17 protein-coding genes are annotated in these 22807 nt (G+C 37.9%); 15 read left to right on the top strand and 2 right to left on the bottom strand.

All coding sequences use genetic code 11. The features are described from left to right. Positions 1-7 precede the first annotated feature (7 nt). From BUC25_RS06775 to BUC25_RS06705, 15 genes are all read left to right on the top strand, one after another. Positions 8-1003 (top strand): ABC transporter permease, encoded by a 996-nt coding sequence (locus BUC25_RS06775; RefSeq protein ID WP_073201023.1) that lies wholly within the window; start codon positions 8-10, stop codon positions 1001-1003. A 121-nt stretch (positions 1004-1124) separates the two neighbouring features. Further along, positions 1125-2207 (top strand): substrate-binding domain-containing protein, encoded by a 1083-nt coding sequence (locus BUC25_RS06770; RefSeq protein WP_073201021.1) that lies wholly within the window; start codon positions 1125-1127, stop codon positions 2205-2207. A 621-nt stretch (positions 2208-2828) separates the two neighbouring features. Continuing rightward, positions 2829-6677, top strand: coding sequence for a ThuA domain-containing protein (locus BUC25_RS06765; RefSeq protein ID WP_073201019.1), 3849 nt, complete (start codon positions 2829-2831; stop codon positions 6675-6677). A 224-nt stretch (positions 6678-6901) separates the two neighbouring features. Next, positions 6902-7864 carry an L-lactate dehydrogenase gene (locus BUC25_RS06760; RefSeq protein ID WP_073201017.1) on the top strand — a complete coding sequence of 321 codons (963 nt, stop codon included), beginning with the start codon at positions 6902-6904 and terminating at the stop codon, positions 7862-7864. Positions 7865-8386: 522 nt separating this feature from the next. Beyond that, positions 8387-8641: a glutaredoxin family protein gene (locus tag BUC25_RS06755; RefSeq protein WP_073201015.1), complete on the top strand. Its 255-nt coding sequence runs from the start codon at positions 8387-8389 to the stop codon at positions 8639-8641. 118 nt (positions 8642-8759) lie between these two features. Beyond that, the gene (locus BUC25_RS06750) at positions 8760-9779 is read left to right on the top strand and encodes a sugar-binding transcriptional regulator (RefSeq protein ID WP_073201013.1); all 1020 of its coding nucleotides are present in this window, start codon (positions 8760-8762) and stop codon (positions 9777-9779) included. 48 nt (positions 9780-9827) lie between these two features. Continuing rightward, the gene (gap, locus tag BUC25_RS06745) at positions 9828-10835 is read left to right on the top strand and encodes a type I glyceraldehyde-3-phosphate dehydrogenase (RefSeq protein WP_073201011.1); all 1008 of its coding nucleotides are present in this window, start codon (positions 9828-9830) and stop codon (positions 10833-10835) included. Positions 10836-10921: 86 nt separating this feature from the next. Beyond that, a complete protein-coding gene (locus tag BUC25_RS06740; protein ID WP_073201008.1) occupies positions 10922-12103 on the top strand; it encodes a phosphoglycerate kinase in 1182 nt (393 codons plus the stop codon). 19 nt (positions 12104-12122) lie between these two features. Continuing rightward, the gene (gene tpiA / locus BUC25_RS06735; protein ID WP_073201006.1) at positions 12123-12881 is read left to right on the top strand and encodes a triose-phosphate isomerase; all 759 of its coding nucleotides are present in this window, start codon (positions 12123-12125) and stop codon (positions 12879-12881) included. Next, the gene (gpmI, locus tag BUC25_RS06730) at positions 12878-14416 is read left to right on the top strand and encodes a 2,3-bisphosphoglycerate-independent phosphoglycerate mutase (RefSeq protein ID WP_073201004.1); all 1539 of its coding nucleotides are present in this window, start codon (positions 12878-12880) and stop codon (positions 14414-14416) included. The genes tpiA and gpmI overlap by 4 nt, the downstream gene beginning before the upstream one ends. 25 nt (positions 14417-14441) lie before the next feature. Then, complete coding sequence (eno, locus tag BUC25_RS06725; RefSeq protein WP_073201002.1) at positions 14442-15728, top strand: phosphopyruvate hydratase; 1287 nt, start codon at positions 14442-14444, stop codon at positions 15726-15728. A gap of 293 nt (positions 15729-16021) precedes the next feature. Next, a complete protein-coding gene (locus BUC25_RS06720; protein ID WP_073201000.1) occupies positions 16022-17050 on the top strand; it encodes an ABC transporter substrate-binding protein in 1029 nt (342 codons plus the stop codon). 4 nt (positions 17051-17054) lie between these two features. Next, positions 17055-19094 carry an iron ABC transporter permease gene (locus tag BUC25_RS06715; RefSeq protein ID WP_073200998.1) on the top strand — a complete coding sequence of 680 codons (2040 nt, stop codon included), beginning with the start codon at positions 17055-17057 and terminating at the stop codon, positions 19092-19094. A gap of 106 nt (positions 19095-19200) precedes the next feature. After that, positions 19201-20214: a GGDEF domain-containing protein gene (locus BUC25_RS06710; protein WP_073200996.1), complete on the top strand. Its 1014-nt coding sequence runs from the start codon at positions 19201-19203 to the stop codon at positions 20212-20214. Positions 20215-20354: 140 nt separating this feature from the next. Continuing rightward, positions 20355-20684 carry a hypothetical protein gene (locus tag BUC25_RS06705; protein ID WP_073200995.1) on the top strand — a complete coding sequence of 110 codons (330 nt, stop codon included), beginning with the start codon at positions 20355-20357 and terminating at the stop codon, positions 20682-20684. Between the two features lie 122 nt (positions 20685-20806). Here the strand turns inward: BUC25_RS06705 and ptsP are convergent, their stop codons facing one another. Both ptsP and BUC25_RS06695 read right to left on the bottom strand, forming a co-directional pair. Further along, entirely contained in the window at positions 20807-22522 is a 1716-nt protein-coding gene (gene ptsP / locus BUC25_RS06700; protein WP_073200993.1) for a phosphoenolpyruvate--protein phosphotransferase, read from the bottom strand. Between the two features lie 7 nt (positions 22523-22529). Beyond that, complete coding sequence (locus BUC25_RS06695) at positions 22530-22799, bottom strand: phosphocarrier protein HPr (RefSeq protein WP_018930942.1); 270 nt, start codon at positions 22797-22799, stop codon at positions 22530-22532. Positions 22800-22807 lie beyond the last annotated feature (8 nt).

The raw sequence follows: 22807 nt of genomic DNA, 5'->3' as shown, positions 1-22807 counted from the left end.
TTAAAATATGTCAAATATGCAAACATCTCCAGAGGCTAAAGTAGAAGAAAGGTCGAGTTCAAATAATAAGTTTTTCATTTGGCTGCAATATTTTTGGGCGAATTACAGCGTGATTTTCGCATTTATTATTCTGTTTATTCTTGCATCAATAGCAAGTGAACATTTTCTAACACCGTTAAATTTAACAAACATGTTAAGACAAATTTCTGTTATTGGTATTTTAGCGATAGGAATGACTTTTGTTATTTTAATTGGAGGTATTGATTTATCTGTCGGATCTGTATTGGCACTAACTGGCACAGTTGTTATGGCTTCTCAAGTAGATTTTGGTGCTTCGATTTTTACAGCAATACTTTTTGGATTGTTTGCGGGATTGTTAGTCGGGTTGGTAAATGGTTTAGTCATTACTTATGGAAAAATTGCAGCTTTTATCACCACACTCGCGATGATGACCATTGCAAGGTCTGCAGCTTTATATTACGCAGATGCCGGTGCTATTTCCGGGTTGAATTCTGATTATACCATTATAGGAAATGAATATTTATTTGGATTACCAATACCGGTTTATGTTTTCATCATTGTGGTAGTAATCTCGTTTATTTTGTTAGAAAAAACAGCTTTTGGACGTCATATCTATGCTGTAGGTGGAAATTCAAGAGCTGCACACTTATCTGCTGTTCCAATTACACGAGTGACGATTGCAGCATATATGATTTGTGGATTAACAGCTGCTATTGGTGCCGTTATTGAAACATCGCGATTAAATTCAGTATCAACATCGAGCTCTGGGTCGATGTATGAATTGGATGCAATAGCTGCCGTTATTATTGGCGGAACAAGGTTAACGGGTGGCCAGGGGAAAATTATTGGAACTGTTTTTGGGATTCTTATTCTAGCAATCCTCAGTAATATTATGAATCTAATGAATATATCACCATATATACAAGGGGCAGTGAAAGGTGCAATCATCCTTGTAGCCGTACTCTTACAGAAGAGATCATAAAATTGCAGAAAATCTAATATCGTATAAATTGTACTGTAAAGGGGGGATTGGTCATGTGATTGGAAATAGTACATTATGTTTTGTTTTTGGAATCATTTAAATATGAGGGGGAATGTAACAAATGAAAAAGCTCATGCAATTTATGTTAGTTATTATGATAGGTTTATTACTGGTAGCGTGTACTGATAATAGTGATGAATCCACAACTGAAGATACATCGAATGAACAAGATAATACAGAACAGGAAAATACGGATGAAGAAAGCGAAGCTGAGGAAGAACAACAATCAGATTCTTCAGATGGTACGTATACCATCGGCATTTCACTTCCAGCTGCTACACATGGATGGATGGGAGCCATGGTTCAGAACACGGAAGCAGAAGCTCAAAAACACGATAATATCGAATATAGTTTAGTCACGGCAGATGATCCTGCACAGCAATCCTCAGATATCGATGATCTCATTACACAAGGTGTTGATGCGATCGTCATGCTGCCTCTGGAATCTGCAGCATTAACCCCAACGGCAGAAAAAATCGCAGAAGCAGGTATCCCATTAATTAATGTAGACAGAGGTTTAGAAACGGAAAATTTCCGTACTTATATTGGTGGTGACAACTACGGTATTGGTTGGGTTGATGGACAGTATTTGGTAGAAGGATTGATTGAAAGGAATGGGGAACCAGCTGGTAAAGTGGTAGAAATTAGTGGAGTACCTTCTACTGTAACGGATTTGCGTTCGCAAGGATTTCGAGATTATATTGCTGATTATCCAGATATTGAAATTGTGGCAAGTCAACCAGGTGATTTTACTGCAGAAGCTTCTTTAGCTGCGATGGAAAATATTTTACTAGCAAACGATGAAATCGATGCTGTTTTTTCTCAGGATGATGATATGACGGTAGGTATTGTTCAGGCGATAAAAGATGCACAACGCGAAGAAGAGATGTTTATCGTAAGTTCTGGTGGTATGAAAGAAATTTATAACATGATGATAGAAGGAACACAACCCGAAGTGACGGTGTCAGTCACTTATACTCCAAAAATGGGTGCTATCGGTGTTAACCTTGCAACAAAAATTTTAGCAGGTGAGACGTTAGATGGTTTCCAAGGAGAATTAATTCCACACAATATTGTTCTTGATGCAACACCGATTACTCCGGAAAATGTAGAAGACTATTTCGACCCAGATGCCAATTATTAAATAAGGTAATTAGTTTCAAATATAAGTAGCTGGAGTATACATGGTTATTTTCAATAGATTCTATGAAAATATGTATATTCCAGTTTCTTTCAATCATTTAAAATTTATTTTCATGCTTATCGGGGTCTATCTTAGTTATATCATGAAACTTGGAAACGGATTGAAGTAGGGAAGTAAAGAGGGAGATAGAGTCAGAGCTAACCAAAAATAAAAAGTTTGATTAGTAGCGATGTTAGTTAACAAGTAGACACACATGCCCGATCTCCATAAAAAAAACTTTGACTAATATTGAAAGAGATTTTGGAAGTGTTTCGAGCATTCTGTCAGCAATATAGCTAATGAAAGAAAAGTGGGGAAGTGGGTGGGGATGACCAAGTAGTTTATCTTTGTAAATGAATCATTATGTGTACTTGGTTTATAGTATGATTCGTTTTATTTTCATATGTATTTTTTATTGGAGAAAACGAAATAAAGATAAAGTTTACTAGGTCACTATGGAATAAAGGAGATGGTATGTGATAAGGAAACGAGTAATAGATCTTTGTCATTGATGTTTCGTTCTGGTTAACTAACATCTTGAATCAACACCAAGGATTTAAAAAAAATCGGAGGTGTAAAAGAGTGGTTTTTAAAAAGAAATTAAGTAAAATTAGTCTATTAATTGCGATGGTACTTTCCTTACTAATAGCACCTATGTTAAATCCAATAGCGGCTTTCGCTCATGTTGGCGAGCATACAGGTGAGGAAGTTCATAAACTACTTGTAGTAACACATACAGCAGGATACCGTCACGGCTCGATTGAAGATGCAAAAGATGTATTGCCAGAGTGGGGAGAAGAGAATAATTTTGAAGTAACCTTTGTTGATGAAACTGAAAATGCTCGGCCGGATGATTTGACATTAGCTGAGGCATTTTCGGATGAGTTTCTAGCAGATTATGACGCGATCATGTTTGCAAACACAACTTCAAACTTTGGAACAGAAGCACAAAGAGAAGCAGTTATTAATTTTGTGGAAAATGGTGGCGGATTCGTAGGGGCACATGCAGCAATCGATACAGGTTATGACTGGCCAGAATATGGTGAAATGGTAGGAACCTATTTCGATTCACATCCTTGGACACAAGAAGTGAACTTTTTAGTAGAAGATGATGAGCACCCATCTACTGAACACCTTACAAATGGTGAATGGAGTAAACTGGAAGAAGTATATATCTTTCCAGAAGATATGAACCCCCGTGAAGCAGGAAAGCATATTTTACTGAGTTTGGATACAGAATCTGTGGATGGTCCACGCGGCGGTCAGTTTGATGATCACCCAACTTCTTGGTGTAGTCCTCAAGAATCTGGTCGTGTTTTCATTACTGCGTTAGGTCACCATTCCCAAACCTGGTCATCTGAAGAGGAGTTTAAGCAACACATTCTTGGAGGATTAGATTATGCATTTGGTATGGAAACAGATACTAATTGTGATCAACCTAGTGTAAAACCTGGCTTGATTTCTGAAACTTTGACAGATGCTGTCCCACGTCCTACTTCCTTAGAGGTGACAGATGATAACCGTGTTTTCTCAATTAGTATCAATGGTGGAGTGTATGAAACACAACCAAATGGATCTACTAATGAAATTTTAGAGATCAATACAACAACAGAAGGAGAACACGGTGTAATGGGTATTGCACTGGATCCGGAATTTGAGGATAACGGTCACATTTATATTTACTATTCTGTACCGGGATATACAGAAGATGGTGAGATTATTAATAATTTATCCCGTTTCACTTATGAAGATGGATCCGTCAGTCCTTCTACAGAAGAAGTATTGTTAGAGGTTCCGTCCGATCCTCAATGTTGCCATCAAGCAGGATTTTTGGAGTTTGGTCCAGATGATAAACTTTATGTAACCACTGGTGATAACAAACCAGCTACAAATGGTCCTCAAGCAGAGTCCGTTGAAACTGCCCAAAATCTTGGAGATCTGCGGGGAAGTATTTTACGGTTGAACAAGGATGGTTCAGCACCTGAAGATAATCCATTTGTTGATGTGGAAGGTGCTCGAGACGAAATCTATGCTTACGGTTTCCGAAATCCTTATCGTATTTCCTTTGATCCTGAGACAGGTTACATCTATGAAGGAGATGTTGGACCAGATGGTGATAATGACTATGACGAATTTAATGTAGTAACCGAACCAGGGCAAAACTTTGGTTGGCCATATGTGATAGGGGATACACCTTATGATGACTATGATCAACGATTTAAAGATTTTGCTGCTAACTTTGATTTTAGTACAGTAGCTGGAGATTTCTCAGCTGATGATGTTTTAACAGAGCCAGAAGAAATCCTTGATTTTGCAGAGAATGAAGCGCAAGATCCAATCGCTTTCTATCCATATGGAGCGAAGGAGCCTTGGGGAAGTGGAGGTCGTACATCGAATGCAGGACCGGTTTATGACCCGGGATCTGGAGAAAATGCGTTACCATCAAGCTACGATGGGAAAGTCTTATTATACGATTTCGTTCGTGGGTGGATGAAAGCAGTAGAAACAGATGAAAATGGTGAGATCGTATCTGTAGATGACTTTATTGATGGGCTAATGCTGCCGATGGATGTAGAGGTTGGTCCCGATGGTAGTATTTATGTAGCTGAATTCGGTGATTCATGGTGGGAAGTAAATGAATTCTCTGGTATTCGTAAGATTTCCTGGGGTGTATTAGAACGTGCTCCAAATGTACAAGTAAAGGCAAGTGCCATCTATGCACAAATTGGAGAAGAAATCACATTTGATACAACAGGTACGGAAGATCCAGATGGCGATAAAATTAGTTTTGAATGGGATTTCGGTGATGGGACAACATCGTCCGAAGAAAGTCCTTCTCATACGTATACAGACAATGGGGAATATACGGTTCGCTTAACGGTAACAGATCATACTGGAAAATCGGCTAATTGGAATCAAACAATCACGATTGGTAACACTCCACCAACGGTTGAAATCTTAGAGCCAGCAGACAAAACGTTCTTTATGAATGGTGATACCTTTACATTTAAGGGTAGCGCATATGATGAAGAAGATGGAGAAATTGCATGTGAAAACTTAGAATGGCGACTGGATTTATTGCATGATGAACACGGTCATCCACAAGAATATAAAACAGGTTGTGAAGTGTCCTATACATTACTAGATGAAGGTCACAATTATAACGACAATATTTGGTGGCAAATCACGCTCGTAGCTAATGATAATGGGAATAACGGGGCGCCTGTACTAGAAGGGTCACAAACGATTGAATTTATTAAACCGAGAATTGAAGCAGAAAACTTTGATGACAAGTCAGCCTCCATTGATACTGAAACTACTTCAGATATAGGAGGCGGCCAGAATATTGGCTGGACTGGAGAAGGAGAATGGCTAAAATACGAAGGTTTAAACTTAGAACGTATGGAAGAGATTTATCTTCGAACAGCATCAACAATGGATTATGAACTTGAAATACGTTTAGACTCTCCTGATGGTGAGGCCATAGCTTCAATTGATGGGACAGCTACAGGTGACTGGCAACAGTGGAATACAATCAGTACAGAATTAGCAGAAGTTAGTGGCACACATGATATTTATGTTTATTATGTATCTGGACAAACAAATATCAACTGGATTCAATTTGCAGGACCGGATTTCCCACCACCGACTGTCGATTGTGGAAGTAATTATTGCTTTGAACCAATTACCGAGTTTGAAAATTCTATCGATCGAAGTAATTGGACGGTTGATGCGAGTCATAATTCAGAATCACCTGATGCAGGGGATGCTCCTAGTTCATTAGAATATCCATTAGATAACGATCTAGGTACACGGTGGTCTTCGGGTGAAAACATACAAGAAGGAATGTACTATCAAGTAAATCTTGGAGAAATGACCGTAATTGATCAAATTCATGTTGATTCTGGATCACATTGGGAAGAAAGAGGATTGAAAGATTCCCATCAAGATTGGTTCCGTGGCTATAAAGTTGAAGTTTCTGCGGATGGAGAAACATGGCAGACTGTAGCTGAAAAAGAAGATAACACGGAGTATATCATTAATGCGGAATTTGATGCACTTCCTGCCCGTTATGTCAAAATAACGAATACACAAGATAATGTAGAAGGTGACATGTGGTTGGCTATTCATGATTTGCAGGTAATGGCTGGTGAGCTCGATTTAGTTGATACGGTGGATGAACTAGGTAACTTATTGACTGAGTATATAGAATCTGATGACATAAGTAACGAACAGATGGCTCGTGCATTAAACACACATCTTACATCTTTAAACACTTTCGCGGATAATGACCAAGCCGAGAAAGTGGTCAAGCATCTAAACACATTCATCGCTTTGCTAGATTATCAGAGAGAGCAAAACGCTATTTCAGAACTAGCTCATTTTGACCTTAAAGCAAATGCAGAGAATTTAATTACATTATGGCAATAATTATGTAGCAAATAACCTTCTGCAGTTAGAATATATCTAATTGCAGAAGGTGCTTTTATGTAATAAAAGATTCTATCAAGTTAGGTCAGTTTATGCTGATTGTTTCATAAAAGAGTCTTATTGCTCATTTTTTCACAAATTTGTTACAAAATATGGTTTCATAAGTATATTAATTGGGATATAGTATAACTATAGCCTATTTTTGTATGAAGGGAATGGTTGTTATGACAATTCGTAAAACAAAAACTAGAAAAGTAGTAGTAATTGGAACCGGTTTTGTTGGTACAAGTTATGCATATGCTTTATTGAACCAGGGTGTTGTAAATGAGCTGGTACTGATTGATTTAGATGAAGCAAAAGCAGACGGAGAAGCACGAGACTTAAATCACGGCATGGCATTTGGAAATCCAATGCGTATTAAAGCGGGTGATTATGAGGAATGTCATAATGCGGATTTAGTTGTCATAACAGCAGGAGCGAATCAAAAGCCTGGTGAAACAAGATTGGACCTTGTTTCAAAGAACGCGAAGATATTTAAAGGAATTATTGATAAAGTCATGGCTGTTGATTTTCAAGGAATATTTGTCGTTGCCACAAATCCTGTAGATATCTTAACACACCTTACTCGTGAAATTTCTGGTTTACCAAAAGAACGCGTAATTGGTTCAGGTACAATTTTAGATACGGCTAGATTCCGTTACCTTTTAGGCGAACATTTTGAGGTTGATGCTCGAAATGTGCATGCCTATATCGTTGGAGAACATGGCGATTCAGAATTACCGGTATGGAGTCATGTTCAAATTGGTGGAGTACCACTTATTCAGTACGCCAACATTCAAGACGTCTATCAAAATAAGGAAATGACTGACATTTTTGAGAATGTTAGAGATGCTGCTTATCATATTATTGAGCGAAAAGGGGCAACATACTATGGGATTGGACTTGGTTTAGTTCGATTAACAAAAGCCATATTGAATAACGAGAATGCGATACTTACTGTTTCTGCTCATTTAGATGGACAATATGGACTAAATGACATGTACATCGGTGTTCCAGCGTTATTGAATGAACATGGTATTCGTGAAGTAATGGAACTCGACCTCTCTAAAAAAGAGCAGATACACTTTGAAAAATCAGCAAATGTTATCCAGGAAATGATCGACACCGGAATGAAAGCAATCCAGTAAAAAATCAAATAAATAAAATTTAGCCGTAGATACAAACTACGAAGTTGTGACAATTTTGAAAGTATGATGAATGCTAGGCAAATGCTCCGTCCATTTACTTCGCTTTCCGCGGGCGTCACCACAGCCTCCTCGGCAGAAAATCACTGCCTGTGGGGTCTTCGGAAGACGCTGTTCTCGCTGGAGTCTACGTAAATGGACTACGCTTCCATAGTGTTCTACAAATATAGAAACAGCTAGAATGTTGATGTCACAGCATATTTCCTCGTACTTGGACAGATATCTCACAAAGCGGAGGAAAAATGCGACACTCCTGTGGGAACAGCACGAGCTGAAGATCCACTTGGTAAAGTGTTTTTCTTTACCAAGTTAGCTGAGGCCGTGCCCCCGGAAAGGGAGTGTTTTTCCGTAGCGTTGGATTAGCACTCATCTCAATACTTTTGTCAATTATCCTATGTCAGTTACTTCGCAGTTTAGATATAATGAGTATTATTTTAATAAATTTAACAATATGTGGAGGGTGTTATGAAACTGACTTTGTATGGTAAGGAAAATTGTGGGCTTTGTGATCAGGCCAAAGTTACGCTAGAGATACTGCAGCAAGACTATTCAATTGAAATAGAAGAAATAAATATTTATAATGATGATAAGCTTTTAGAAGAATACCACTTGTTAATTCCGGTGATTAAACACAAGGAATACTTGATTGACTCAGAGCATATCGACATCGAAAAGGTCGAATCTTATCTGAAATCGAAAAAAGATTCAGAAAATAGTTGAGAGTATTTAGAGCATTTGGTACAATTATCTATGGAAGTTAATTTTTTTTGTTCTGAGCGGGACGAAATGCGGCTAGGAGGGACAAAAAAATCCCGGCGCTAAAAAAGGAGCTTTTCGATTGAAGGATTTATTAGATATTCAAGAAAAATTGTTCCCTGATTTACTTGATGTCATGCAAAGAAGATATAAAATATTACATTACATACAACTAATGCAGCCTATCGGTCGACGAAGCTTAGCTGATAATATCAAGTTAAAAGAGCGTGTCGTTCGAACAGAAATAGAATTCCTGAATAAGCATCAATTTATCATGGTGACATCAAAAGGCATGCAATTAACAGCCGATGGTGAGAATATCATTGAGAAATTATCTGTGTTTATGAATGAAATTTCTGAATTTCGTGTTTTAGAATCAGAAATTAAGGATAAATTACAATTGGAGCATGTCATTATTGTTTCAGGTAATAGTGATGAACAATTATCTGTAAAACATGATTTAGGGAAAGCGTGTGTTCAATTTCTAAGTTCAATATTAACTTCCAATCAAACGATTGCTGTAACAGGTGGAACGTCAATGGCGGAGGTTGCAAACCAAATGAAGCCAATGGAGCATGCTGCTAACTGTACGTTTGTACCAGCACGAGGTGGTCTAGGCGAACAGGTGGAAAACCAGGCAAATACGATCTGTGCGCAAATGGCGAAAAAGGTTAACGGTAACTATCGAATGTTATATGTACCTGATCCTTTAAGTGAAGATACGTATCATACGATTATTGAAGAGCCGGCAATTAAGGATATCCTGGAAATGATCCATGACTCGAGAATTGTTCTCCACAGTATTGGAGATGCTATTACAATGGCAAAACGCCGGAAAGCTTCAGGAGCTGTAATCGATAAGTTAAAAAACGAAAATGCCGTCAGTGAAGCATTTGGTTATTATTTAGATGAACAAGGAAAAGTGGTATATAAAGTCCGAACAGTCGGCATGCAATTAGAAGAACTAGCATTTGCTCAGTACGTAGTAGCAGTAGCTGGTGGATCTTCAAAGGCGAAAGCAATTCAATCTTACTTTAAACAAGGAAAAAGTAATGTATTGATAACAGATGAAGCAGCCGCAAAAGAGTTGTTAAAGGGTTAATCCCTTTAAATATAAATTATAAAGCATATTATAAGGAGGAATTTTAGCATGGCAGTAAAAGTAGGTATTAATGGTTTTGGCCGTATCGGTCGTAACGTTTTTCGTCAAGCTTTAAATAACGATGAGGTAGAAGTGGTAGCAGTTAATGATTTAACTGATGCAAATATGCTTGCGCATTTACTTAAGTATGACTCCGTACACGGAAAATTAGATCAAGAAGTTTCTGTAAAAGGTGATGCACTTTCAGTAGGTGGAAAAGAAATTAAAGTACTTTCTGAGCGCGATCCAGCTAATTTAGGTTGGGGAGACTTAGGAGTAGAAATTGTAATTGAATCAACAGGTATTTTTACAAAACGTGACGCTGCAGCTAAACACTTAGAAGCAGGAGCGAAAAAAGTAGTAATCTCAGCACCAGCAACAGATGAAGATATCACAGTTGTAATGGGTGTTAATGAAGATAAATATGATGCATCAAAGCATGATGTAATCTCTAATGCATCTTGTACAACAAACTGTTTAGCACCATATGCAAAAGTATTAAATGATAAATTCGGTGTTAAGCGTGGTATGATGACAACTATTCACTCATACACAAATGATCAGCAAATTCTTGATCTGCCGCATAAAGACTACCGTCGTGCGCGTGCAGCAGCAGAAAACATTATTCCAACTTCTACAGGTGCTGCCAAAGCAGTTTCTCTAGTTTTACCTGAATTAGAAGGAAAATTAAATGGTATGGCAATGCGTGTACCTACTCCAGACGGTTCACTAGTTGACTTAGTAGCAGAACTTGATAAAGATGTAACTGCTGATGAAGTAAATAATGCATTAAAAGAAGCTGCAGAAGGCCACTTAAAAGGTATCTTAGGATATTCTGATGAGCCACTTGTATCTGCTGACTATGTTGGAAACACAAACTCTTCTACTATTGATGGATTATCAACAATGGTAATGGAAGGTAACATGGTAAAAGTAGTATCTTGGTATGATAACGAAATGGGATACTCTAGCCGTTGTGTAGATTTAGCAGCATATCTTAAAAAACAAGGACTATAAGATAACAAAAAGCGGGAGGGGGATCATTCCTCCTCCCGTTTTTTCCTATGATTAAAGAATCAAAGTCCTTAAGGAGGTTCATACAAATGAACAAACAAACAATTAAAGACATTGACGTAAAAGGTAAAAAAGTATTTTGTCGTGTAGATTTTAATGTACCTATGAAAGATGGAGAAGTAACAGATGATACACGAATAAAAGCAGCATTACCAACGATTCAATACTTATCAGATCAAGGTGCAAAAGTTATCCTCGCAAGCCACTTAGGTCGTCCCGGTGGAGAAGTTGTTGAAGAACTTCGCATGGATGCAGTTGCAAAACGTCTTAGTGATCTAATCAGCAAAACTGTTATAAAAACAGACCAGGTTTATGGAGACGAAGTAAATCAAGCAGTAAGTCAACTAGAAGATGGCGATCTTTTATTGATTGAAAATGTACGTTTTGAAGCTGGCGAGACCAAAAACGATCCTCAACTAGCGAAAGAATTTGCAAGTCTTGTTGATTTCTATGTAAATGATGCGTTTGGTGCTGCTCACCGTGCACATGCGTCAACAGCAGGTATTGCTGAGCACGTTCCTTCGGCAGCAGGTTTCTTATTAGAGAAAGAATTAGATGTATTAGGAAAAGCATTATCAGATCCAAATCGTCCATTCACTGCAATCGTTGGTGGAGCGAAAGTAAAGGATAAAATCGGTGTGATTGATAACCTTTTAGATAAAGTGGATAATCTCATTATCGGTGGCGGTCTTGCTTATACATTTGTAAAAGCACTCGGTCATGAAGTAGGAAAATCACTTTTAGAAGAAGATAAAATTGAAGTAGCGAAAGAGTATATGCAAAAAGCTAAAGACAAAGGTGTCAACTTTGTAATGCCTGTTGATGTTGTAGTTGCGGATGACTTTTCTAATGATGCGAACACACAAATCGTGGCAATTGACCAAATTCCTGCTGATTTAGAAGCATTGGATATCGGTCCGAAAACGCGTGAAAAATATGCAGATATCGTTAAAGACTCTAAGCTAGTCATCTGGAATGGACCAATGGGTGTATTCGAATTAGAAGTTTTCGCTAATGGAACAAAAGCAGTAGCAGATGCATTAAGCAAAACAGAAGGTTATACTGTTATTGGTGGTGGTGACTCAGCAGCAGCTGTTGAAAAATTTGATTACGCAGATCAAATGGACCACATCTCAACAGGTGGTGGAGCTTCCTTAGAGTTTATGGAAGGTAAAGAGCTACCAGGTGTAAGTGTATTAACAGACAAGTAATAAAGGAGAGATGAATGACATGCGTAAAAAAGTAATTGCAGGTAACTGGAAAATGAATAAACTGCTAGGTGAAGCAGTACAATTTGTCGAAGATACAAAAGACAAAGTAGCAAACACAGAAAAGGTAGAATCAGTAGTTTGTGCACCTTTTCCTTACCTACCAACATTAGTAGAAAAAGCAAAAGGTACAGATTTAGCTGTAGCGGCTCAAACAATGCACTTTGAAGAAAACGGTGCATTTACAGGTGAAGTAAGCCCAAGTATGCTTGCAGACATTGGCGTAACTTATGTTGTATTAGGACACTCAGAACGTCGCGAAATGTTTGCTGAAACAGATGAAACGGTAAACAAAAAAACACACGCAGCATTCGCTCATAATTTAACTCCAATCGTATGTGTTGGTGAAACATTGGAACAACGGGAAGCAAATCAAACAATGGATGTTGTCGAAAACCAAGTCAAAGCGGCACTTTCTGGTCTAAGTGAAGACCAAGTTAAAGCTACGATCATTGCTTATGAACCTATCTGGGCAATTGGTACAGGCAAAACAGCTAGTTCGGAACAAGCGAATGAAGTTTGTACACATATCCGTAAAGTAGTTGCCGATACAATCTCAACTGCTGCAGGTGAAGCAGTACGTATTCAATATGGTGGAAGTGTAAAACCAGCAAATGTCGATGAGTTACTTTCACAATCAGATATTGACGGAGCTTTAGTAGGTGGTGCAAGTCTTGAAGCAGATTCCTTTTTACAGCTAGTGGAGGCTGGTGCCAAATGAGCCAAAACAAATTAGCTGCACTTATCATCTTGGATGGTTATGCGATTCGAGATGAAGAAAAAGGAAATGCAGTCAAACAAGCAAACACACCTAACTTTGATCGTTACTGGGGTAAGTACCCAACAAGTCAGCTAATTGCTTCCGGTGAAGCTGTTGGTTTACCTGATGGACAAATGGGTAATTCGGAGGTTGGTCACTTAAACATTGGTGCAGGACGAATCGTCTATCAAAGTCTAACCCGTGTCAACTTATCGATTAAAGAAGGCGACTTTTTTGAAAATAAAGTTTTACTAGACGCAACAGATCATGCCAAAAACAATGACAAAGCACTACACATTTTTGGATTATTATCTGATGGTGGAGTACACAGTCATATCGAACATTTATATGCTGTGCTCAAACTAGCAGCAGATAAAGGTCTTAAAAAAGTGTATGTACATGCCTTTTTAGACGGCCGTGATGTTGGTCAAAAATCAGCAAAAAAATATATTAAAGATGCACAAGCCAAAATGGATGAATTCGGCGTGGGTGAATTTGCTACCATTTCTGGTCGATACTACTCGATGGACCGTGACAAACGTTGGGATCGTGTTAAAAAATCGTATGATGCGATGGTAAACGGTGAAGGTCCAACCTATTCAGATCCTATTGAAGTAGTTGAAGATTCATATAAGAATGAAATCTATGATGAATTCGTGCTTCCTTCCGTTATTACGGATGAGAATGGCCAGCCGAAAGCAACGATTCAAGATGAAGATTCTGTGATCTTTTATAACTTCCGACCAGACCGTGCTATTCAAATATCTCGTACCTTCGCAAATGAAGATTTCCGTGACTTTGACAGAGGAGCTAAAGCACCGAAAGATATCCATTTTGTGTGTCTTACAAACTTTAGTGAAACTGTTGATGGTTATGTGGCCTATGAGCCGGTGAACCTAGATAATACAGTCGGGGAAGTTTTAGCGCAAAACAATTTAAATCAATTACGTATTGCAGAAACAGAAAAATTCCCGCACGTTACCTTCTTCATGAGTGGTGGACGTGAAAAGGAATTTCCTGGTGAAAAGCGTATATTAATTGATTCACCTAAAGTCGCAACCTATGACCTACAACCAGAAATGAGTGCATATGAAGTAACAGACGCACTTTTAGAAGAACTAGATAAGGGCGAGCAAAATGCGATTATTTTAAATTTTGCAAATCCTGATATGGTAGGTCACTCAGGTATGTTGGAGCCAACGATTAAAGCAATTGAAACGGTTGACGAGTGTTTAGGTAAAATTGTTGACAAGATTATTGAAAAAGGTGGAAATGCAATCATCACAGCTGACCATGGTAACTCTGATGAAGTGTTAACCGAAGAAGGTAAGCCGATGACTGCCCATACAACCAATCCGGTTCCTGTCATCGTAACAAAAGATGGCGTTGAATTACGAGATGGTGGTATCTTAGCAGATCTTGCACCAACATTATTAGACTTATTAGAAGTGAATCTGCCAAAAGAAATGACCGGCGCAAGCCTTATTAAAAAATAATTCATTAAAAGGAGAGTTTTATATTATGCCATTTATTACAGATGTTTATGCACGCGAAGTATTAGATTCCCGTGGTAACCCAACCGTTGAAGTTGAAATTTATACAGAAACAGGAGCATTCGGTTCCGCACTAGTTCCAAGTGGTGCTTCCACTGGTGAACACGAAGCAGTAGAATTACGTGATGGTGACAAAGACCGCTACCTTGGAAAAGGTGTCTTAAAAGCAGTAGAAAACGTCAACGAAGTAATTGCACCAGAATTACTTGGTATTGATGTTACTCGTCAAGTTGTCATTGATCAACTTTTATTAGAAATTGATGGTACAGAAAACAAAGGTAAACTAGGTGCAAATGCAATCCTTGGTGTATCAATGGCAGCAGCACATGCAGCGGCAGACTACCTAGGAGTACCACTTTACACGTACTTAGGTGGATTTAATGCTACGACACTTCCAACACCAATGATGAACATCCTTAATGGTGGAGAGCATGCAGATAACAACGTAGATATTCAAGAATTCATGATCATGCCTGTAGGTGCGCCAACTTTCCGTGAAGCACTACGTATGGGTGCAGAAATTTTCCACAACCTGAAAAAAGTACTTAGTGGCAAAGGATATAACACAGGTGTTGGTGATGAAGGTGGTTTCGCACCAAACTTAAAATCAAATGAAGAAGCACTGTCTACGATCATTGAAGCAATCGAAGCAGCTGGTTACAAACCAGGTGAAGAAGTGAAGCTTGCAATGGACGTAGCATCTTCTGAGTTCTATGAAGATGGTAAGTACAACCTTAAAGGTGAAGGTGTTGTCCGTACTTCAGAAGAAATGGTTGCATGGTATGAAGAAATGACAGATAAGTATCCAATCATCTCAATCGAAGATGGTCTAGATGAAAATGACTGGGAAGGTCATAAACTTCTTACAGATCGTATCGGAAGCAAAGTACAATTAGTAGGTGACGATTTATTTGTTACCAATACGAAGCGTCTTGCGCAAGGTATTGAACAAGGTGTAGGTAACTCTATCCTTGTAAAAGTAAACCAAATCGGTACACTTACAGAAACATTTGAAGCAATCGAAATGGCGAAAACTGCTGGATATACGGCTGTTATCTCGCACCGTTCAGGTGAAACAGAAGATGCAACAATTGCTGATATTGCAGTGGCTACAAATGCTGGTCAAATCAAAACAGGTGCACCGTCTCGTACAGACCGTGTAGCAAAATATAACCAGTTACTTCGCATTGAAGACGAACTAATTGGAACAGCAAAATATGCTGGAAAGACAGCATTCTATAACCTAAATAAATAAGTTTAAGAGTGTCTAAAGTCCAAACGATTATTGATAATCGTTTGGACTTTTTATTTGAAAAATATAATTGACAAGCATTTATTTAATGTGTATTATTTTAGGTAGTGCAAATGATAATCTTTTTCAATTAGATGAGGTTTTATATTCATTCAGCGCTGAGAAAAAGCACTCCTTTTGTCCGTTAAACGCATATATCGCCCAACACGCAAAGGAAAAGCCCCCGTTTATCCGATAAACGGATTATATTTGCCACCACACAAAAAAATACATAATGTAAGAGAGGGGACATACTTATGAAAAAGTTATTTTTTATCGCATTTATCATGTTTATTAGTGTTATTTTAGTTGCCTGTGGAGAGGATAGTACTGAATCAGATCAGGACGACCAACAAGGACAAGAACAAAATCAAGAACAGGCTAATGAGTCAGAGACAAGTGAAGAAACATCTATCACTGTTTCAGATGTGTATGGAGAGCAGACCTTTCATGAAGTGCCTGAGCGGATTGTCGTCTTAGAATGGGTATATGCCGAAAATTTGCTAGCACTTGATGTACAGCCAGTGGGTATGGCAGATATTGAAGGGTATCATGACTGGGTAAATATTGAACCTGAAGTTGGTGAAGATGTAGAAGATGTTGGAACGAGACAAGAACCAAATTTAGAAGCGATTCAAGCGCTTGAGCCAGATGTAATTATCACGGCAAATTTCCGGCATGAAGCGATCATGGATAGCTTAAAAGAAATCGCGCCTACACTTGCTTATAATTCCTACCCTGAAGAGGGAGAAGGAACACAATACGAAGAAATGGAATCGACATTTAAAGAGATGGCTAAATTGGTACAAAAAGAAGATAAAGCAGATCAACTTCTAGCTGATTTAGATCAAACATATAGCGATATTGAGACTGAAATCGATGAAGCAGGTGTTGATAACACTGACTTTGTCTTAGCTCAAGCATATAGCTCTGACAATTCCCCGGTCATTCGCTTATTTAAAGATAATGCAATGGCAACTGAGATCATGACGAAGATAGGTTTAGAAAATGCTTACGAATCTGAAGGGTTCCAAGTTTACGGATTTGACGAAACTAGTGTAGAATCATTACAGACAGCACAAAATGCACAATTTTTCTATATTGTACAAGAAGATGATAACATTTTCTCTAATCAACTGGCCGGAAATCCTGCATGGGAAGAGTTAGCATTTGTTAAAGAGGAGAGCACGTACCAATTACCTGGGGATACATGGACATTTGGTGGACCACTATCTGCGGGAGTTTTTGCAAACCAGATTAAAGAAGCATTAATACAAGCGAAGTGATTTTATGGTAACGAAAACTAAAACATATATTGGAAGAACGGTTCTGACCTTTGGGGGCGGAACCGTCCTTTTGCTTTTATTATTATTTATACATATGAATCAGGGAAGTGTCTCGATCGCTCCAAAGACAATATTAGAAGCAATATTTGCTCCAAAAGATGTGTTAGAACACCACACCATAAGATATTTACGAATGCCGCGAGCCGTAATAGGTGTTTTAGCAGGTGGAGCACTGGCAGTCTCTGGTGCGTTATTACAAACAATCACGAAAAATCCACTGGCTTCTGCTAGTACACTTGGAATCCACTCCGGTTCATATTTTGCTGTCGTGTTTGCTAGTGTGTTTATATCTTCAACTAGTGGTTGGAGTGGTTTACTAGTTGCATTTGTTGGTGGTATTTTGACTGCTGTTTTAGTTTATACATTAGCAGGTGTAGCAAACGCAAGCCCCGTTAAAATGGTGCTTGCTGGAATGGTAGTTACCATGATGTTTTCGGCATTTACGTCAATGTTGCAAATTTTCTTTGAAAATGAAACAGCTGGTTTATTTTTATGGGGATCAGGTACTTTAGTTCAAAATAATTGGGAAGGGGTTCAGTTTACTTATCCTTTTATTTTCGTAGGGATGGTCGGTTCACTTTTAATTGCGAGATCGCTTGATTTATTTCAATTAGGTGATGAGGTGGCTACTGGTTTAGGGCAAAACATAGAACGAACGAGAATCATAACCATAACTCTAGCCGTATTTCTAACCGCCGTCACTGTGAGTGTAGTGGGTCCGATCGGTTTTGTAGGAATTATTGCACCTCATTTAATAAAACTGCTTGGTTTTCAAAAACACTATTTGGTTATTTTAGGTTCCTTTTTGTGGGGAGCAATTGTTTTAATAGGAGCAGACGTACTTGCTAGAATTTTAGATCCAACTTTTTCTGAGCTACCTGTTGGTGCAATCACAGCATTTATTGGTGCGCCATGGTTAATTTTTCTTATTATGAGAAAACAAAACAAAAATTATAGCAGTAAGGATACAGGAATATTAGCAGGACAGATTAAATCTGTAAAATTCCAAAGATGGATTATCCCTATTTTAGTAGCGATTGCACTTTTGACACTTTTTATTGGGATATCGACAGGAAACAAAGGCATACAATTAGTAGAAACGTTTCAAGCGATATTTATGAATAATGATACCTTTATTAAAAATATGGCATTGGATTTACGTTTGCCTCGATTACTCGTAGCAGCAGGAAGTGGTATTTTACTTGCAATCAGTGGTTATATTTTTCAAGGAGTTTTACGAAATCCGTTAGCAGATCCATCGGTTATCGGTATCACTTCCGGTGCAGGTGTAGGTGCAATGATTTTCCTTTTTATAGGATCGGTTTCAGCAGTATGGGTGCCGGTGGGGGCATTTACTGGTGCAATTATAGCCTTCTTAATCGTTATGGTGTTAGCTTATCGAGCAGATTTTCAACCAGCGTTATTAGCTTTATTAGGAATAGGTGTCTCTGCTTTTGGTTCTGCGATCATTCAAATCATTGTAGTACGCTCAGATATGGCCGTTGCTTCTGCATTAACTTGGCTGTCAGGGACAACTTATGCTAAAAGTTGGACAGAATTATTATATTATCTTGTTGGACCTTTGATTATATTGGTGCCGATCGTCTTCTTAATTAGTGATCGAATTCATACACTTGCATTGGGGGATGACACAGCAAAAGGATTAGGTTTACCTGTGCTAAAAACTCGATTTTATTTAGCATTATTAGCATCGATTGTAGCAGCTGCCAGTGTCGCAACAGTTGGAACTATTGGGTTTGTTGGATTAATTGCTCCACATGTTGCTCGTATGCTTTTAGGACCAGCGCATAAACAATTATTTATGACATCGGCTTTGTTAGGTGGTGTATTTCTAATGATAGCGGATGTACTTAGCAGAACTCTGCTGGTGCCTAAAGAAATTCCTTCAGGTATCATTATCGCAATTATTGGGGCCCCTTACTTTTTATGGTTAATGAACCGCTCAAATAAGTGGAAGATGTAAAAGAAGAGTTATCAGCATGTTAGGCTGGTAACTCTTTTTTATTGCTTAGTTAGGAATAAAGAACTATAATAAAAGTAGTTTAAACCGAATTCAGGCGGTGACATCAATGAAAAGCTCAGAAGTTTTTTCTTTACATGCGCGTAATAAATTATTAATCAGTACTTGTTGGATATTATTAACAGTTGGCAGCCTTGTAGCGATCCCTGGTCTGGGCGTTAAGATAGGACTGGAATTATTTATTGGTGGGGTTGTTTGTTACTTTATACCTACATTCCTTATTTGGAGAAGGATATTTACAAACGGTCTCCAATATCTACTGGTTTTTATATTTGCCATTCAACCTTATTTTTTTGAGCATTACATAACAGGTTATATGTTTAGTTTTTTTTATGTGGTTGTTTTATCGTTATACTTTAACTATAAACCGGTCTTGTTAATGGGAATAGCTAACTTAATCTACACATACTATTATGTAAACAAATATGGTACAGAAGTCTTTCAAACTGACAATACGATATATTATCTGATTCCTTTATTAGCACTACATGCCTTACTTACTGGCATTATAATCGCACAGTCTCTTCTGGGCGAGAGAATGAGAAGTCAAAGTGTATTATTAGAAAAAGAGGCGAAAATTGATAGTTTAACAGGAATTTATAATGTAAAGGTATTTCGTGAATATATAGCTAATGTACAAGCTATCCAACAATTAAACAATAAAGCCTTCTTTCAAATAGCCATTATCGATATTGATGATTTTAAAACGATCAATGACAGCTATGGTCATCATGTAGGCGATATTATTTTGAAAAGGATTGCGCAAACAATCAAACGGCAAATATCACTGGATGATGAAGTGTTTCGATATGGTGGTGAAGAATTCATCGTTGTATTGGAGAATAAAACGCTAGAAGAAACCTTTCAATTAATTGAAACCATCAGAATCAAATTGAAAGATGAATATCATCATGAAATAAAGGCTGATAATCCAGTTACTATTAGCATAGGGCTGGCAGAAGGTCGAAAAGGATTGTCTTCCCAACAATTATTTGTAGAGGCGGACAAGTTATTATATCAGGCAAAAGCAAATGGTAAAAATCAAACGTTTATCTCGGCTTAGCTGTCCGTATGGCTCGAACCTCATAATATCTTGAGGTAGGATAATCACAATTATTGTCCGAACTACTAAAAGATAAAATGAAAACAGGAATTGTATGTTAATATATAAGTGGTAATGTTTGCTTAAAAAGGAGATTGAATATGGAAACTGCTAAGAAAAAGAAATTTGATATTAAAATATTTTTTCTTATCGCTATACCACTGTCAATTATAATTTTGATTATGATACTTCCAAATTTTAATTTACAAAGTGATCTTGAAAAGAATATAATCGAACCTCATTTTAATACTGTCATAGACGGTGACTATGAAATTGATAATATTTCAAAGAATATGAAGGCAAGAGCTGGAGTTTCTGATAACGCTACAATTTATGAGGTGATCATACTTCAGGATGATTTACAAACAACATATGAAATAATAATCGAGGATGACAAAGTTGTATCTTCAAAAATAACGGAAAACAGGTGAAACTGCTTCGCATTTCATCAAATCCAATACATTCCTAACGTGAAAAACGCTTAGATAAAAATCCAAGCGTTTTTTGTTAATTATATCGGAACAACTAAGATGGAAATTCAGTTGTTCTTTAATTATTGATTTGTCTTTTCACGGACAAAAGCTTCTACATCGTCTGCCGTGTTCATGCTAAGTAGTTGCTCTTTATAAGAAGCTAATTCTTCTTTAGATAAGTCTTTGATTTGTGTACGAGCTGGTAGGATAGAAGTTGCGCTCATACTGAATTCGTCAAGACCTAGAGCTAAAAGAATAGGAATCGCGATCGAATCGCCAGCCATTTCTCCACACATACCTGCCCATTTTCCTTCAGCATGCGCTGCTTCAATCACATTATGGACAAGGTTAAGGATTGCAGGATGGTATGGTTGATACAAGTAGCTAACACGTTCATTCATACGGTCAGCTGCCAATGTATATTGAATTAAATCATTTGTTCCGATACTGAAAAAGTCGACTTCTTTGGCAAATTGACGAGCAATTACAGCGGTAGAAGGAATTTCTACCATAATACCGATTTCGATATCATCTGATACATCAGTACCTTCCTGTGTAAGCTTGTCTTTTTCTTCAAGAAGTAGTGCTTTCGCTTGACGGAATTCATCCAAGGTAGCGATCATAGGGAACATGATCTTTAAATTTCCATATGTACTTGCACGAAGTAGTGCACGTAGCTGTGTACGGAAAATATCATCGCGCTCTAAGCATAAACGAATGGCACGGAAACCGAGGAAGGGATTCATCTCTTCAGGTAATTCAAGGTATGGCAGCTCTTTGTCGCCACCAATGTCAAGCGTACGAACAACAACAGGTTTTTCACCCATTTGTTCCAGAACAGATTTATAAGCATCAAATTGCTCATCTTCTGTTGGCAGTTCGTTTTTACCCATATATAGAAATTCTGTCCGGTATAAGCCGACACCTTCGCCGCCATTATTTAAAACACCTTCGACATCATTTGGTGTACCGATATTAGCTACAAGCTCCACATGGTGCCCATCTTTTGAAACGGAAGGTTCGTCTTTCAATTTCGCCCATTCCTGTTTTTGTTTCTCGAAGTCTTCTTGTTTTTGTTGATAGGATTTTACTTGCTCCTCTGATGGGTTAATAATAACTTCACCATCGATGCCATCAACAATTAAGATATCTCCTTGTTTCACCTGTTCTGTTACATCTTTTGTTCCTACAACTGCAGGAATTTCCAGCGAGCGAGCCATAATGGCGGAGTGTGATGTACGTCCACCAATATTTGTAGTGAAACCTTGTACAAATTGTTTATTCAATTGTGCCGTATCCGACGGTGTTAAGTCTTCTGCGATTACAACGACTTGCTCATCTATTAAAGCTGGATTAGGAAATGATACATCTAATAAATGTGCCATCACACGTTTGGTTACATCCTTAATATCTGCGGCACGTTCTCTCATATATTCATTTTCCATGTTTTCGAACATTTGAATAAACATTTGTGCTGTTTCGTCTAATGCAAATTCAGCATTTACACTATCAGTCTTGATCTTGTCCTCAATTGGGTTAATCAATTCAGGATCACTTAGAACCAACAAGTGAGCAGAAAAAATTTCTGCATGCTCGTCACCTAATGAGGTGCGAGCATGCTCTTTAATCTTTTCCAATTCAGATTTGGAAATATCTAAGGCTTTCGTTAAACGGTCTACTTCACTGTTCGTATCTTCTACATTCTTTTTTTCAAAAGAAAGGTCAGGAATAGCTAATTTATAAGCTTTAGCTATAGCTATCCCGTTAGATGCTGCTATACCTGTTAATGAACTCATTTAAAAATTACTCTCCTAGACCTTCTGATTTAATTACTTCAACGACTGCATCTAGAGCTTCTTGCTCGTCAGAACCGTCTGCAACAATTTTGATTTCTGCACCTTGTGGGATCCCTAGAGACATAACACCCATAATTGATTTAAGGTTAATTGACTTACCGTTATATTCTAAGTTCATATCTGATGCGAAACTACCTGCTTTATTTACTAGTACTGTTGCTGGACGTGCGTGAACCCCTGTCTCGTCTGTGATTGTTACTGTTTTTTCTACTGCCATAATAAAAA

The sequence above is a fragment of the Gracilibacillus kekensis genome (assembly GCF_900143085.1).
GTDB lineage: Bacteria > Bacillota > Bacilli > Bacillales > Amphibacillaceae > Gracilibacillus > Gracilibacillus kekensis.
Note: the sequence above shows the minus strand (reverse complement) of the source record. Positions and strands in the feature narration are given on the sequence as shown.

Bases quoted from the DNA above. Each gene is read 5' to 3' on its own strand.
- BUC25_RS06775 (WP_073201023.1), top strand. From the start codon at position 8: ATGTCAAATATGCAAACATCTCCAGAGGCTAAAGTAGAAGAAAGGTCG.
- ptsP (WP_073200993.1), bottom strand. From the start codon at position 22,522: ATGAGTTCATTAACAGGTATAGCAGCATCTAACGGGATAGCTATAGCT.
- BUC25_RS06720 (WP_073201000.1), top strand. From the start codon at position 16,022: ATGAAAAAGTTATTTTTTATCGCATTTATCATGTTTATTAGTGTTATT.
- BUC25_RS06755 (WP_073201015.1), top strand. From the start codon at position 8,387: ATGAAACTGACTTTGTATGGTAAGGAAAATTGTGGGCTTTGTGATCAG.
- BUC25_RS06760 (WP_073201017.1), top strand. From the start codon at position 6,902: ATGACAATTCGTAAAACAAAAACTAGAAAAGTAGTAGTAATTGGAACC.
- BUC25_RS06695 (WP_018930942.1), bottom strand. From the start codon at position 22,799: ATGGCAGTAGAAAAAACAGTAACAATCACAGACGAGACAGGGGTTCAC.
- BUC25_RS06710 (WP_073200996.1), top strand. From the start codon at position 19,201: ATGAAAAGCTCAGAAGTTTTTTCTTTACATGCGCGTAATAAATTATTA.
- tpiA (WP_073201006.1), top strand. From the start codon at position 12,123: ATGCGTAAAAAAGTAATTGCAGGTAACTGGAAAATGAATAAACTGCTA.
- BUC25_RS06715 (WP_073200998.1), top strand. From the start codon at position 17,055: ATGGTAACGAAAACTAAAACATATATTGGAAGAACGGTTCTGACCTTT.
- eno (WP_073201002.1), top strand. From the start codon at position 14,442: ATGCCATTTATTACAGATGTTTATGCACGCGAAGTATTAGATTCCCGT.
- BUC25_RS06740 (WP_073201008.1), top strand. From the start codon at position 10,922: ATGAACAAACAAACAATTAAAGACATTGACGTAAAAGGTAAAAAAGTA.
- BUC25_RS06770 (WP_073201021.1), top strand. From the start codon at position 1,125: ATGAAAAAGCTCATGCAATTTATGTTAGTTATTATGATAGGTTTATTA.
- gpmI (WP_073201004.1), top strand. From the start codon at position 12,878: ATGAGCCAAAACAAATTAGCTGCACTTATCATCTTGGATGGTTATGCG.
- gap (WP_073201011.1), top strand. From the start codon at position 9,828: ATGGCAGTAAAAGTAGGTATTAATGGTTTTGGCCGTATCGGTCGTAAC.
- BUC25_RS06705 (WP_073200995.1), top strand. From the start codon at position 20,355: ATGGAAACTGCTAAGAAAAAGAAATTTGATATTAAAATATTTTTTCTT.